The organism is Shinella zoogloeoides (assembly GCF_030733845.1).
GTDB lineage: Bacteria > Pseudomonadota > Alphaproteobacteria > Rhizobiales > Rhizobiaceae > Shinella > Shinella zoogloeoides_C.
Map to the genome: position 1 here is coordinate 84,670 of NZ_CP132311.1, position 13,020 is coordinate 97,689.

The following is a 13,020-nucleotide window of genomic DNA, read 5'->3' on the forward strand; positions in this document are numbered from 1 at the left end:
CGCTTGCAACAGAAAAGAACGGATCTATCGGCAGATGCGCACGCGCTTGCTGACCGTCCGGCCGTAGGCATCGGCGGTGCGGATGCGCTTGGTGATGCAGTTCTGCTGGTAATGGCCATAGTAGCCTTCGCCGTAGGAGGTGCCCGCATGGCCGGTGGAGGTGAAAACGAGGGAGGCGGCGGCAAGGGCAAGGGCGATCAGGGTGTGGCGCATGATATCTCCGGCAGGAAGGCAGGTGGGATGGGCCCTTGTTGCACGGCCGGCCGCACCGGTCTGTTCCACCGGGAACAGGTGGTCGTTCACAAAAAGAGAACGATCTGTCGTCCAATTGCCCGTCTAGCTTGACGCTGGAAAGCTGATATCTGTCTGCCAACGCAACGATTGAAGCCTCAGGAGCTTTCCATGCAGCAGAACGCCGTCGTCCTCGTCGGACGCATCCTCCTCGCCCTCATGTTCATCACATCGGGTTATCCCAAGCTGATCGATCCGTCGGGCACCGCCGGCATGATCGCCGGTGCGGGCCTCCCGGCCGCCACCGCGCTCGCCTACCTCGCCGGCATCTTCGAGCTCGTCGCCGGTCTTTTCATCCTCGTCGGCTTCCAGACGCGCATCGCCGCCTATCTGCTCGCCGCCTTCAGCGTGTTCACGGCTCTTGTGTTCCATAGCGGTTCGATCAACATTCCGGATTTCCCGGAAGGCGCCAACGGCCTTCTTACGGTCTTCAACGGCCTGATGATGTGGAAGAACATCACGATCGCCGGTGGCTTCCTCGTCCTCGCCGCCTTCGGCCCGGGCTCCCTCTCGCTCGACGCCCGCCGCGGCGCCGCCTGAACGACAGCGCGACCGCGATATCAAGGAACCCTTCCCGGCCTCCGGGGAGGGTTTTTCGCCATCTGGCCCTTGGAAAACCCCGCAGCCGCTGGAAAGCCGCGGCTCTTGCTGCTATGCGCACCGGCAGACAGACATGTGGGAGATGCCGATGTTTTCCAATTCCTTTCCGGACAAAGACGTGATGGCGGAGCTGATGGCCCGCATGCTGTGGGAGATCAAGGCGGTGCATTTCCGTCCGGAGGAGCCCTACAAGCTCGCCTCCGGCATGGCTTCCCCGGTCTACATGGACTGCCGCAAGCTGCTCTCCTATCCGCGCATCCGCTCGGCGATCATGGATTTCGCCGCCGCGACCATCACCCGCAATGCCGGCTTCGAGCGCTTCGATGTGATTGCTGGCGGGGAGACGGCCGGCATTCCCTTCGCGGCGCTGCTCGCCGACCGCCTCGGCCTGCCGATGATCTATGTGCGCAAGAAGCCGAAGGGCCATGGCCGCAACGCGCAGATCGAGGGCGTGATGGCGGAAGGCGCCCGCGTGCTGGTCATCGAGGATCTCGTGACGGTCGGCGGCTCCATGTTCACCTTCATCGACGCCATCCGCGCGGCCGGCGGTATCGTCGATCACGGCATGTCGCTGTTCTACTACGGCATCTTCAAGGAAGCCGAAGCCCGTTACGCCAATGGCGGCGTCAAGCTGCACCACGTCGCCACCTGGCGCGACGTGCTCGCCGTCGCGCGGGCGGAAAAGCTCTTCGACGATGCGACGCTCGCCTCCGTCGAAGCCTTCTTCGACGCGCCGCTCGTCTGGTCGGCGAACCATGGCGGCGTTTCGGAACTGCCGACGTCGTAAATGGGGCTGGCGCTTTCCGCTGCGATCGTTTAAATCGATTGAAAATCGCTTGGAGGACTCTGGATGATCCTGTGTTGTGGTGAAGCGCTGATCGACATGCTGCCGCGGATGACGACGCTCGGCGAGGATGCCTATGCGCCCTATGCCGGCGGGGCGATCTTCAACACGGCGATCGCGCTCGGCCGTCTCGGCGTGCCGACGGGCTTCTTCACCGGCCTTTCCGACGACATGATGGGCGACATCCTGCGCAAGACGCTCGCCGAGAGCGGCGTCGACTACAGCTATTGCGCAACCCTCTCGCGTCCCACCACCGTCGCCTTCGTCAAGCTGGTCCATGGCCATGCGACCTATGCCTTCTACGACGAGGGCACGGCCGGCCGCATGATCACCGAGGCCGAGCTTCCGGTGCTGGGCGGGGATTGCGAAGCCCTGCATTTCGGCGCGATCAGCCTCATTCCCGAACCCTGCGGCTCCACCTACGAGGCGCTCCTGGCGCGCGAGCACGACAAGCGCGTCATATCGCTCGACCCGAACATTCGTCCCGGCTTCATCAAGGACAAGGACGCCCATATGGCCCGCATCCGCCGCATGGCGGCGATGGCCGATATCGTGAAATTCTCCGACGAGGACCTTGCCTGGTTCGGCCTGGAGGGCGACGAGGATGCGCTGGCGCGCTACTGGCTGCACCATGGCGCCAAGCTCGTCGTCGTCACGCGCGGCGCCGAAGGCGCGGTCGGCTATACGGCGGGCCACAAGGTCGTGGTGCCGAGCGAGCGGGTGAGCGTGGTCGATACGGTCGGTGCCGGCGATACGTTCGATGCGGGCGTGCTCGCCTCGCTGAAGATGCAGAACCTGCTGACCAAGGAGCAGATCGGCAGGCTGAGCGAGGAGCAGATCGCCAAGGTTCTGGCACTCGGCGCCAAGGCCGCCGCCGTCACGGTCTCCCGCGCGGGCGCGAACCCGCCCTGGGCGAAGGAAATCGGCCTCGCCTGATCCGGGCCACCTTCATTCGCCTGTCATCGCGGCATGGTCAAAGGGGCCATGCTCGATCACCCCGCCCCCGATTCGCTCGTCCCCGACCGGCCGGATGGCCGGGCGCCCACCGTTCTCGTCGTCACGGATGCGTGGCGGCCGCAATTGAACGGCGTCGTGCACACGCTGGAGGAACTTGCCCGCTCCATGGCGGAGGAGGGCGTCGACATCGTCTTCCTGACGCCGGAAAAGTTCGCGACGATCCCGCTGCCATCCTATCCGGAAATCCGCCTCGCCCTCACGTCGAGCCGCCAGGTGTTGGCCGAGATCGAGGCGGTCGCGCCGGACTATATCCACATCTCGACGGAAGGCCCGCTTGGCATGGCGGCGCGGCGCGCCTGCCTGCAACGCCGGCTGCCGTTCACCACGGCCTATCACACGCGTTTTCCCGAATTCATCAGCGCGCGCCTGCCCATTCCGGAAAGCTGGAGCTACTGGTGGCTGCGGCGCTTCCACAATTCCGGCGAGGGCATGATGGTGGCGACCAAGTCGCTCGGCGCGGAAATGGCGGCGCGCGGCTTCGTGCGCATCAAGCGCTGGTCGCGCGGGGTCGATACCAAGCTGTTCGACCCGGCTCGGCGCCGCGATCTCGGCCTGCCGCGGCCGGTCTTCCTCAATGTCGGGCGTGTGGCGGTGGAGAAGAACCTGCCCGCCTTCCTCGGCCTCGATCTGCCCGGAAGCAAGGTCGTCGTCGGCGACGGGCCGGATCTTGCCGCCCTGCGCCAGCGCTATCCCGACGTGCACTTCCTCGGCCGCAAGACCGGCGAGGACCTGGCCTCGATCTACGCCTCGGCCGACGTCTTCGTCTTCCCGAGCCGCACCGATACGTTCGGCAATGTCATGCTGGAAGCGCTGGCGAGCGGCGTTCCCGTCGCCGCCTTCCCGGTGACGGCGCCGCGCGATGTGCTGGGGGAGGGCGGGGCGCTGTCGGAAGACCTGCGGCAGGCGGCCCTAGCCGCGCTCGAAATTCCCCGGGATGTCGCCCGGGGCCGCGCCATGGCCTATAGCTGGCGTGCCTGCGCCCGCGAATTCCTCGGCAACCTTGCGCGCGTGCCGCGCGGTGCGTTCGCGGCACGCCGTCTCAGCCTGCGCTGAGTTATCTGGCGGCCTTGAGGAGCGCCGCGACAAGCCCGGCCGTCGACGAATCGTGGCCTTCCGCGCTCTCCTTGCCCTCGACGACCGGCAGCAGGCCCGTCGCCAGCTCCTTGCCTAGCTCCACGCCCCACTGGTCGAAGGAGTTGATGTTGAAGAGCGCGCCCTCGACGAAGACGCGATGCTCGTAGAGCGCGATCAGCCGGCCGAGCGCGAAGGGCGTCAGGCTGTCATACACCATGGTGATCGACGGCCGGTTGCCGGAGAAGACGCGGTGCGGCGCGATCTTGTCCGCCTTCGCCTCGTCCATGCCCTTGGCGGTGAGCTGCGCCTTGGCCTCGGCCAGCGTGCGGCCTTTCATCAGCGCCTCGGACTGCGCCAGGCAATTGGCGATAAGGAGCTGGTGCTGATGGCGAAGGTTCTTCTCGTGGCCGTTCGCCGCGATCATGAATTCGGTCGGGATGACCGACGTGCCCTGGTGGATGAGCTGGTAGAAGGCATGCTGGCCGTTGGTGCCGGGCTCGCCCCAGACGACCGGGCCGGTCTTGCCCGCGACGGGCCTGGAGTCGATGGTCACGGACTTGCCGTTCGATTCCATGTCGAGCTGCTGCAGATAGGCCGGGAAGCGCGACAGGCGCTGGTCATAGGGCAGGATGGCGCGCGAGGGATAGTTCAGTACATTGCGGTGATAGTAGCCGATGAGGCCGAGCAGCATCGGGATGTTCTCCCGGATCGGCGCCTCGCGGAAGTGATTGTCGATGGCATGGCCGCCGGCGAGGAACTGCGCGAAATCCTCCTTGCCGATGGCGATCATCAGCGGCAGGCCGATGGCCGACCAAATGGAATAGCGCCCGCCGACCCAGTCCCAGAAGCCGAAGACGCGGGCCTCGTCGATGCCGAAGGCGGCGACCTTGTCGAGCGCCGTCGAGACCGCGCAGAAATGGCTGCCGACGGCCGCCTCGCCCAGCGCCTCGGCGATGAATGCGCGCGCCGTCGCGGCATTGGTCATCGTCTCGATGGTGGTGAAGGTCTTCGAGGCGACGATGAAGAGCGTCGTTTCCGCATCGAGCAGCTTCAGCGTATCGGCGATATGCGCGCCGTCGATATTGGAGACGAAGTGCAGGCGCGGGCCATCGTGGAAGGGTGCGAGCGCCAGCGTCGCCATCACCGGGCCGAGGTCCGAGCCGCCGATGCCGATATTGACGACGTCGGTGATCTTCCTGCCCGTCGCGCCTTTCAACGCGCCGGAGCGGATGCCGTCGGCAAAGGTGCCCATGGCGTCGAGAACCGAATTGACGTCGGGCATGACGTCCTTGCCCTCGACGAGAACGGGCGTGTTCGAGCGGTTGCGCAGCGCCGTGTGCAGCACGGCGCGCTCCTCGGTCATATTGATGATCTCGCCGGCGAACATCGCGTCGCGTTTCTTCTCGACGCCGGCATCCGTGGCCAGTGCTTCCAGCCCGTCGAGCACGGCATCGTTCACCGCGCATTTGGAATAGTCGAAGAGGAAATCGCCGAGCGTCGTGCTGTAGCGGGAGAACCGTTCGGGATCGGCCGCGAAGGCAGCCCTGATGTCTGTGGCGTTGGTATCGCGGACGATGGATTTCAGCTTATCGACAAGCGCGTTCATCGGCGTCTTCCCTGGCTTTGGACGATGCCCTAGCTAGTCGCTTTGGCATGTCCAAATCAAGGCCGCAAACGCTCTTGAGCGAAAAAATTAAATCGGTTTAACCGGGGCTGCCCTCAGCCCCGGAGGTCCTTGCGCAGGATCTTGCCGACATTGGATTTCGGCAGTTCGGCGCGGAATTCGACGAATTTCGGCCGTTTGTAGTTCGTCAGGTTCGCCGCGCAATGCGCCTTCACGTCGGCTTCGGTCAGCGCCGGGTCCTTCTTCACCACGAAGAGTTTCACCGCCTCGCCGGAATGCTCGTCCGGCACGCCGATCGCCGCGCATTCGAGGATGCCGGGATGCGACATGGCCACTTCCTCGACCTCGTTCGGGAAGACGTTGAAGCCGGAAACGAGGATCATGTCCTTCTTGCGGTCGACGATCTTGGTGAAGCCTTCCGCCGTCATTAAGCCGATGTCGCCGGAGCGGAAGAAGCCGTCCGGCGTCATCACCTTGGCGGTCTCGTCCGGCCGCTGCCAGTAGCCGGCCATGACCTGCGGGCCGCGGATGCAGATCTCGCCGACCTCGCCGAGCGCCAGCGTCCGGCCGTCGTCGTCGCGGATCTCGATGTCGGTGGAGGGCAGCGGCAGGCCGATCGTGCCGGTGAATTCCGGCTTGTCGAAGCGGTTGGCGGTGGCGACCGGCGACGTCTCGGACAGGCCGTAGCCCTCGGTGATCGCGCAACCCGTCATCTTCTGCCAGCGCTCGGCGACCGGGCGCTGCACCGCCATGCCGCCGCCGAGCGTCAGCACGAGTTCGGAAAAGTCGAGTTTGGCGAATTCCGGATTGTTCATCAGCGCGTTGAACAGCGTGTTGAGGCCGGGGAAGATGTGGGTGCGGATCTTCGCCAGTTCTTTGACGAAGGCCGGGATGTCGCGCGGATTGGCGATCAGCACGTTGTGGCCGCCAAGCGCGATGCCGGCGAGCCCGTTCACCGTCAGGGCGAAGATATGATAGAGCGGCAGCGCGCAGACGAAGGTGAGCTGTTCCGGCCGCTTCTTGATGCGGAATGTCGGCTCGATCCACAGCTTGATCTGCTCCATGTTGGAGAGCAGGTTCGAATGGGTCAGTGTCGCGCCCTTGGAGACGCCCGTCGTGCCGCCGGTATATTGCAGGAAGGCGGTGTCGCCCGGAACGATGCTGACCGGCTTCAGGGTGCCGCGCGCACCCTCGGACATCACCTGCTTGAAGGGAATGTGTCCCGGCAGCGACCAGGCGGGCACGAGCTTCTTGACCTTGCGCACCACGAGATTGACGATCAGCCCCTTGAGGCCGAGCATGTCTCCCATCGCGGTGACGACCACATGCTTGACGGCCGTGCGGGAGATGACCTGCGCCACGGTGCTGGCAAAATTCTCCAGCACGAACAGCGCTTTCGCGCCGGCATCCTTCAACTGATGCTCCAGTTCGCGCGGCGTATAGAGCGGGTTGACGTTCACCACGACGAGGCCGGCGCGCAGGATGCCGAAGATGATCACCGGGTTCTGCAGGATGTTCGGCATCATGACCGCGACGCGGTCGCCCTTTTCCAGGCCCCGCGCCTGGAGCCAGGCGGCAATGCTGCGCGTGGCAGCGTCGAAATCCCGGAAGGTCAGCGTCTTGCCCATGCTGGTGAAGGCGGGGCGGTCGGCAAACTGGGTGCAGCAGCTTTCCACCAGCGCGCCGATGGAATTGTGTCCGAGCGGCACGATCTCGCCGGCCACGCCCTCGGGATAGGAGGCGAGCCAGAAGCGGCCGGACGGCAGCGTGGAAGGGGACGTCTCAGTGGCCGACATATGTGCTCCTCCTCGTTGGGCGCAGGCATCGTCCGTCCCGCCGCCATCGAAAGATCCTCCAACCATCCGATACCGACAAGATGATGCTTTTGACGGGCGCCATCAAGAGCCATCGCTATCTTACATTGACGTAAACGTCAACAATTTGCGAGGCGTTCACACGGTCGCTTTTTCGTGAAAGCGGCGATTTCCTGTTGCGTGCGACGTCTCAGCGCGCCATTGCCCAAAAAACCGCGTATATGTTTAACATTCCTCGGGTAGATCATATGTAGGTGATCCGGCCGGGCGCCGGTCTCAGGAGTTGGACAGTTGCTGCATTCGGAACATCGCAGAAGTGAGCCGCGGTTTCTCGGCGCCGCCCGCCAGACGGGCGCCGCGATCCTGTCGCCGATCTCGGTGGCGCGCTGGCTGCTCGTGCTCGTCGCGCTTGCCGGCATCTATTTCTTCCACGGTTTCGTCGTTCCGGTGCTCGCGGCGCTCGTCATTGCCTTCGCGAGCTGGCCGCTCTATGTCCGGCTCCTTGCACGGGTGAACGGCAACCGCACGCTGGCCGCCTCCATCGCCATCCTGCTCATCCTGGGCTTCATCGTCGGGCCGGTCATGTTCGCGGCGACCTACGCCATTCACGAGATCCGCGACTGGATCGGCTGGGCCGTCGAGACGAACCGCACCGGCGCGGCGACCCCGGACTGGATTCGCGTGCTGCCGGTCGTCGGCGGCTGGCTCGACATGCAATGGACGCGTTTCCTCGATCATCCCGGCGCGATCGGCGAACTGACGCAGATCGTCAGCGGTGCCAATATCGGCAACATCTACCGCGTCGCGCTCGCGACCGGCGGAAAGGCCTTCAACCTGCTGCTCGCCGCGCTCTTCATGCTGATCGCGCTCTTCTTCATCTACCGCGACGGCCAGTCCTTCGCCGGCCAGGTGGATCGCCTCGGCGAGCGCATCCTGCCCACACGCTGGGAGCGCTTTTCCCGCATCGTGCCGGCGACGATCAGCTCCACGGTCACCGGCATGACGCTGATCGCCATCGGCGAGGGCATCGTGCTCGGCATCGCCTACTGGGTCGCAGGCGTGCCCTCCGCCGTTACGCTCGGCGTGCTCACCGGCGTCATGGCGCTCTTTCCCGGCGGCGCGCCGCTGTCCTTCACGCTGGTCTCGATCTATCTGGTCTCCAGCGGCTCGCCCGTCGCGGGCCTCGCCTTGTTCCTGTGGGGCTCGGTGGAACTCTTCATCGTCGACAAGACGCTGCGCCCACGCCTTGTCGGCGGACCGATCAAGCTGCCGTTCCTGCCCACCTTCTTCGGCCTCATCGGCGGCGTGAAGACCATGGGCTTCCTCGGCCTCTTCATCGGACCCGTCCTCATGGCCCTCCTCGTCGCCATCTGGCGCGAATGGATCCGCGAGATCGAAGCGACGGAGCCAGGCTCTCCCATCCTGCTCGACCCCCATTCCGAATCGCCGGCTCAAGGAGAGCAGGAGCGCAATGTCGGCTGAGACCCGGGCCTCGACTCGCGGCCACGGATGAGCGAATGTTGCCACGGGGGTGGCGAACATGCGCGTCGTTGGATCTATCGCAGCAGCATCCGCATTCGTTTTGACCTTGCCGGTCTGCGCGCAGGATTTCGATGCCAGCGGCCCGACTGGCCCGCGCACCAGCCGCAACGATGCCCAGGTGGAAATCGAGCGCCTGAAGGGCATCATCCGTGAACTCGAACGCGAGATTTCCCGATTGCGGCAGGACGCCGCCGCGCCGGATGCGACGCCTGAGAAGGGTGATCTCATCGGAACCTGGCTCGGCAGTGTCGGCTGTGGTCGCCGCCAGTTCTCCATCACCTTCTCCGTCAACGAGCAGTTCGGCAGGGTGGCCAAAGGCAAGTGGGAATTCAGCGGCGCCGCAAAGGGCACCGACGAGGCACAGATAAGCCCCGCGCCGACCGGTGATACGCCCGACACCTACACCATCGTCACCGCACAACCCGGCACCTTTGACTATGTGGTCCAGGTGGAGGCGAACACGATGTCGGGCAAGTCGACGCGCCAGAACTGCCAGATCCGGCTGGAACGCGGCTAGCCTGAAGCACCTGAACGGATTGTCTTTGGAAGGAAGTGGTGCCGCTTACGTGACTCGAACACGTGACCCCGTCATTACGAATGACGTGCTCTACCAACTGAGCTAAAGCGGCATTCTCAGGTCCCGAAGCGTGTCGGGACCGGAATGGGTGCGCTGATAACCGCAATGGACGGAGATTTCAAGCGCGTAGTTTCAACTTCCGCATTTTTCCCATGCGGTGCAGCGAAATCGTTCGGTCAGGCGCCGGTGATGCGGGCCTTGGCGGCCGCATATTCGCGCTCCATCCGGGCCACGAGGTCTTCGACCGGGCCGATGGCCTTGACCGCGCCGATGCCCTGGCCGCAGCCCCAGATATCCTTCCAGGCCTTGGCGCCGGTGGTGGCCGTTTCGAAATCCATCTTTGACGGGTCGGCCTCGGGCAGGTGCTCGGGGTCCATGCCGGCCGCGGCGATCGAGGGTTTCAGGTAGTTGCCGTGGATGCCGGTGAAATAGTTGGAATAGACGATGTCGACCGCCGCGCTGTCGACGATCATCTGCTTGTAGGCATCGCTCGCCCGCGCCTCGCTGGTCGCGATGAAGGGAGAGCCGATATAGGCCATGTCGGCGCCCATCGCCTCGGCGGCGAGGATCGCCCCGCCCGTCGCGATCGCGCCGGACAGCAGGAGCGGGCCGTCGAACCATTCGCGGATTTCCTGGACCAGCGCGAAGGGCGAGAGCGTGCCGGCATGGCCGCCCGCGCCGGCGGCAACGGCGATGAGGCCGTCCGCGCCTTTGCGGATCGCCGAACTGGCATGGCGATTGTTGATGACGTCGTGCAGCACGATGCCGCCATAGGAATGGATCGCCGCGTTCACCTCCGGCACGGCGCCGAGCGAGGAGATCACCACCGGCACCTTGTATTTAACGCACATCATCAGGTCGTGCTCGAGCCGCTTGTTGGAGCGGTGGACGATCTGGTTGACGGCGAAGGGGGCGGCGGGGCGATCGGGGTTCTTCGCGTCATGCGCGGCAAGACCCTCGGTGACTTCCGCCAGCCATTCGTCGAGTTGGGATTCCGGGCGCGCGTTCAGCGCCGGAAAGGCGCCGATGACGCCGGCCTTGCATTGGGCAAGGGTCAAGGCAGGGTGCGAGATGATGAAGAGCGGCGCGCCGACGACGGGCAGGCGCAGCTTGTCCTTGAATATCGCGGGCAGGGCCATGGCGGATGTCCAGTCTTTTATTGACGTTTACGAAAACGTCAAAACCATAGCAGCGTGTGCCTGCTCTGAAAAGGGGGCTTTAGATGCAGGAAGGGCGGGTGTTTTGGCTTCGGCCTATCGGCGCCCGATGCCTCCGGCAGGATCGCAGTGCGCTGTCGGCGTCACGTAAGGCGGCTTATCCCCGATGAAGGGTGGGCACTTTCGGCCGCAAGGCTTGCGCAATTTCCCTGCAAACGTTACGCAAAAACTAACAAAAGCCGGAAAGTAGGGCTCTTTCCACAGTGTATCGTCGCCGCCCGGTTTGGCGGCGCCCGCAGAAGGGTCGGATGTGAGCGGACTGGAAACGGCAATCAGGAACGCGCTGGCGCGCTCGGAACGCGGCAATGCCGAAGTTCGGGCGCGCATTTACCAGTCGGCACGCAACGCGCTGGAGGCGGGCCTGCGCAAGCAGGAGGTCAACGATCCCGAGGCGATCGCCGCGCAGCGCCACCGGCTGGAAGCCACCATCCACCAGATCGAGGGCGAGGAGCGGGCGGAGCTGGCTGCCGCCGCACGCGACATGCGCGTCGAGCCGGTGGTGGAGGCGCGGCCCGAGCCTGTGCTGCGCGCCGAGCGCGACGTGCGCCCCGAACCCTCCCTCGATGCCGAGCCGCGTCTTGAGGCGGAACGGCCGGCCGCGGCTGCAAGCGACATCGGCGCCATCAGGCCCGAGCGTCAGGACGGTTTCGCCAAGGCAGCCGCGCCCACAGGCAGTGAGCACGAAGGCGAAGCGTCGGATTTCCGTCCGGAGCGGGTCGCGAAGGCCCGCAAGCGCCGTGGCCGCCTGTTTTCCTTCCTTCTCGTCGTCGCGACCCTGATCGCGGCCTTCGGCGCCCTCGCATGGTGGGTGCAGACGAGCGGGCTGCTCGACGACCTGCGCAACCGCGGCGACGATTCCACGCCGCCGGCGCGGGTCTCCGGCGAGGATTTCTCGGGCGAGGACCCGATCAAGAAGGCGCTCGATACCCAGAGCCGCTTCTCCTCCGAATGGCGCGCGGTCTTCTCGCCGGGCGATACGGCAAGCATATCCGCCGGCGCGGCGGGCCGTTTCGAATCCGTCAGCACGAACGAAGGCCCGGCCGTGCGCGTCATATCGGATAATCCCGAGCGCGACGGCGCGGTGCGTATCGAGGTCTCGCCGGAGGTCCTCGGTGAGATGGGCGGCAAGACCTCGACGGTGGCACTCACCGTGCAGGCGGCCGGCGACAAGCCGGTGCAGCTTGCCGTCGAATGCGACTTTTCCAGCATGGGCGGCTGCGGGCGCCACCGGTTCACCGTGTCGGAGCGCACCGACATCCTGTTCCAGGTGGAGTTCGACCGCTCGCTCTCGCCGAGCGCGGCAGGCCACCTACTCCTCAACAGTGACATCACCGGCGGCAAGGCGGGCGTCAATCTCTTTGCCGTCCGTATCCTGCCGGGTGAATGAGCCGCCGCGTTATTTGAGGAAGCCCGGTCCCGAGCCGACGATCTTGTCGTCGATCTCGCCGATCGCCTTTTTGTCCTTGCCCTCGTAGTCGAGCGTCTTGAGGATGTGGCGGATCAGGTTGATGCGCGCGCGGCGCTTGTCGTTGGCGCGGATCACCGTCCACGGCGCGTTGTCCGTGTGGGTTTCCTTCAGCATGCGGTCGCGCTTTTCGGAATAGTCGTCCCACTTGTTGAGGGCGGCGATATCCATCGGCGAGAGCTTCCACACCTTGAGCGGATCGTGCCGACGGTCGTGGAAGCGCTTGAGCTGCATTTCCCGGCCGATATTGAGCCAGAACTTGAAGAGGTGGATGTCTTCCGAGACGATCATCTTCTCGAAGCGCGGCGTTTCCTTGAGGAATTTCTCGTATTGCTCCGGCGTGCAGAAGCCCATGACCGGCTCCACGCCGGCGCGGTTGTACCAGGAACGGTCGAACAGCACGAATTCGCCCGAGGTCGGGAAGGTCGCGACATAGCGCTGGAAGTACCATTGCCCCTGCTCGGTGCCGGTCGGCTTGGTCAGCGCGACGATGCGGGCCGAGCGCGGGTTCATGTAGGACATGGTGGCGTGGATCGCGCCGCCCTTGCCGGCAGCATCGCGCCCCTCGAAGACGGCCATGATGCGCTTGCCCGTCTTCTGCTGCCAGAACTGCACCTTGACCAGCTCGATCTGCAGGAGCTTCAGCGTCTTTTCGTACTCCTTGTTGTCGAGCTTCTTGTCATAGGGGTAGTCGTCGGAGCCGAAGGCCTTCTCCTCGATCCAGTCGGGAAGCACCGGATCGTCGATATCGAATATCCGCTTCTTGCCGTGGATATCCAGCTCAACAGCCCGGTTTTCGGTCTTCTCCGCCATCGTCTGCTCCTTGAAATGTCGGGGCGCGGCACGCGCCGCGTCGCCGAAGGTGGCCACAACCGGATTGCGAATTCAAGCGTGCCGTGAAAAACATGTCATGAAGCCGCGCTATCCATGGGGAATCGATGGAGGCGCGGAGGAT

The 13,020-nt window shown here is 64.8% G+C and carries 12 protein-coding genes and 1 tRNA gene; 7 read left to right on the plus strand and 6 right to left on the minus strand.

Features of this window, described 5'->3' with window-relative positions; genetic code table 11:
- Positions 1–24: 24 nt before the first annotated feature.
- Positions 25–213 carry a hypothetical protein gene (locus tag Q9316_RS01310; RefSeq protein ID WP_306033466.1) on the minus strand — a complete coding sequence of 63 codons (189 nt, stop codon included), beginning with the start codon at positions 211–213 and terminating at the stop codon, positions 25–27.
- A gap of 189 nt (positions 214–402) precedes the next feature.
- Between Q9316_RS01310 and Q9316_RS01315 the strand changes: the two genes are divergently transcribed.
- From Q9316_RS01315 to Q9316_RS01330, 4 genes are all read left to right on the plus strand, one after another.
- The gene (locus tag Q9316_RS01315; RefSeq protein ID WP_306033467.1) at positions 403–831 is read left to right on the plus strand and encodes a DoxX family protein; all 429 of its coding nucleotides are present in this window, start codon (positions 403–405) and stop codon (positions 829–831) included.
- 148 nt (positions 832–979) lie between these two features.
- Positions 980–1,678 carry an orotate phosphoribosyltransferase gene (locus Q9316_RS01320; RefSeq protein ID WP_306033468.1) on the plus strand — a complete coding sequence of 233 codons (699 nt, stop codon included), beginning with the start codon at positions 980–982 and terminating at the stop codon, positions 1,676–1,678.
- A gap of 63 nt (positions 1,679–1,741) precedes the next feature.
- Positions 1,742–2,671: a carbohydrate kinase family protein gene (locus tag Q9316_RS01325; protein ID WP_306033469.1), complete on the plus strand. Its 930-nt coding sequence runs from the start codon at positions 1,742–1,744 to the stop codon at positions 2,669–2,671.
- A gap of 48 nt (positions 2,672–2,719) precedes the next feature.
- Positions 2,720–3,805, plus strand: coding sequence for a glycosyltransferase family 4 protein (locus Q9316_RS01330; protein WP_306033470.1), 1,086 nt, complete (start codon positions 2,720–2,722; stop codon positions 3,803–3,805).
- Position 3,806: 1 nt separating this feature from the next.
- On the opposite strand, the gene pgi is transcribed toward Q9316_RS01330, so the two are convergent.
- Together pgi and Q9316_RS01340 are read right to left on the minus strand one after the other, a co-directional pair.
- Positions 3,807–5,432, minus strand: a complete 1,626-nt coding sequence (pgi, locus tag Q9316_RS01335) for a glucose-6-phosphate isomerase (protein WP_306033471.1) — start codon at positions 5,430–5,432, stop codon at positions 3,807–3,809.
- A gap of 113 nt (positions 5,433–5,545) precedes the next feature.
- Positions 5,546–7,246, minus strand: coding sequence for a long-chain fatty acid--CoA ligase (locus tag Q9316_RS01340; RefSeq protein ID WP_306033472.1), 1,701 nt, complete (start codon positions 7,244–7,246; stop codon positions 5,546–5,548).
- Positions 7,247–7,624: 378 nt separating this feature from the next.
- Between Q9316_RS01340 and Q9316_RS01345 the strand changes: the two genes are divergently transcribed.
- Positions 7,625–8,746 (plus strand): AI-2E family transporter, encoded by a 1,122-nt coding sequence (locus tag Q9316_RS01345; protein ID WP_371878021.1) that lies wholly within the window; start codon positions 7,625–7,627, stop codon positions 8,744–8,746.
- A gap of 58 nt (positions 8,747–8,804) precedes the next feature.
- Positions 8,805–9,323, plus strand: a complete 519-nt coding sequence (locus Q9316_RS01350; RefSeq protein ID WP_306033473.1) for a hypothetical protein — start codon at positions 8,805–8,807, stop codon at positions 9,321–9,323.
- 36 nt (positions 9,324–9,359) lie between these two features.
- On the opposite strand, the gene Q9316_RS01355 is transcribed toward Q9316_RS01350, so the two are convergent.
- Together Q9316_RS01355 and Q9316_RS01360 are read right to left on the minus strand one after the other, a co-directional pair.
- Positions 9,360–9,435: transfer RNA gene (locus tag Q9316_RS01355), tRNA-Thr, on the minus strand.
- A gap of 124 nt (positions 9,436–9,559) precedes the next feature.
- Entirely contained in the window at positions 9,560–10,522 is a 963-nt protein-coding gene (locus tag Q9316_RS01360) for an NAD(P)H-dependent flavin oxidoreductase (RefSeq protein ID WP_306033474.1), read from the minus strand.
- A 328-nt stretch (positions 10,523–10,850) separates the two neighbouring features.
- Between Q9316_RS01360 and Q9316_RS01365 the strand changes: the two genes are divergently transcribed.
- Positions 10,851–11,987 carry a biotin transporter BioY gene (locus tag Q9316_RS01365; protein WP_306033475.1) on the plus strand — a complete coding sequence of 379 codons (1,137 nt, stop codon included), beginning with the start codon at positions 10,851–10,853 and terminating at the stop codon, positions 11,985–11,987.
- Between the two features lie 9 nt (positions 11,988–11,996).
- Here Q9316_RS01365 and ppk2 read toward each other — a convergent pair whose 3' ends face one another.
- Positions 11,997–12,878, minus strand: a complete 882-nt coding sequence (gene ppk2 / locus Q9316_RS01370; RefSeq protein WP_306033476.1) for a polyphosphate kinase 2 — start codon at positions 12,876–12,878, stop codon at positions 11,997–11,999.
- Positions 12,879–13,020: the final 142 nt, after the last annotated feature.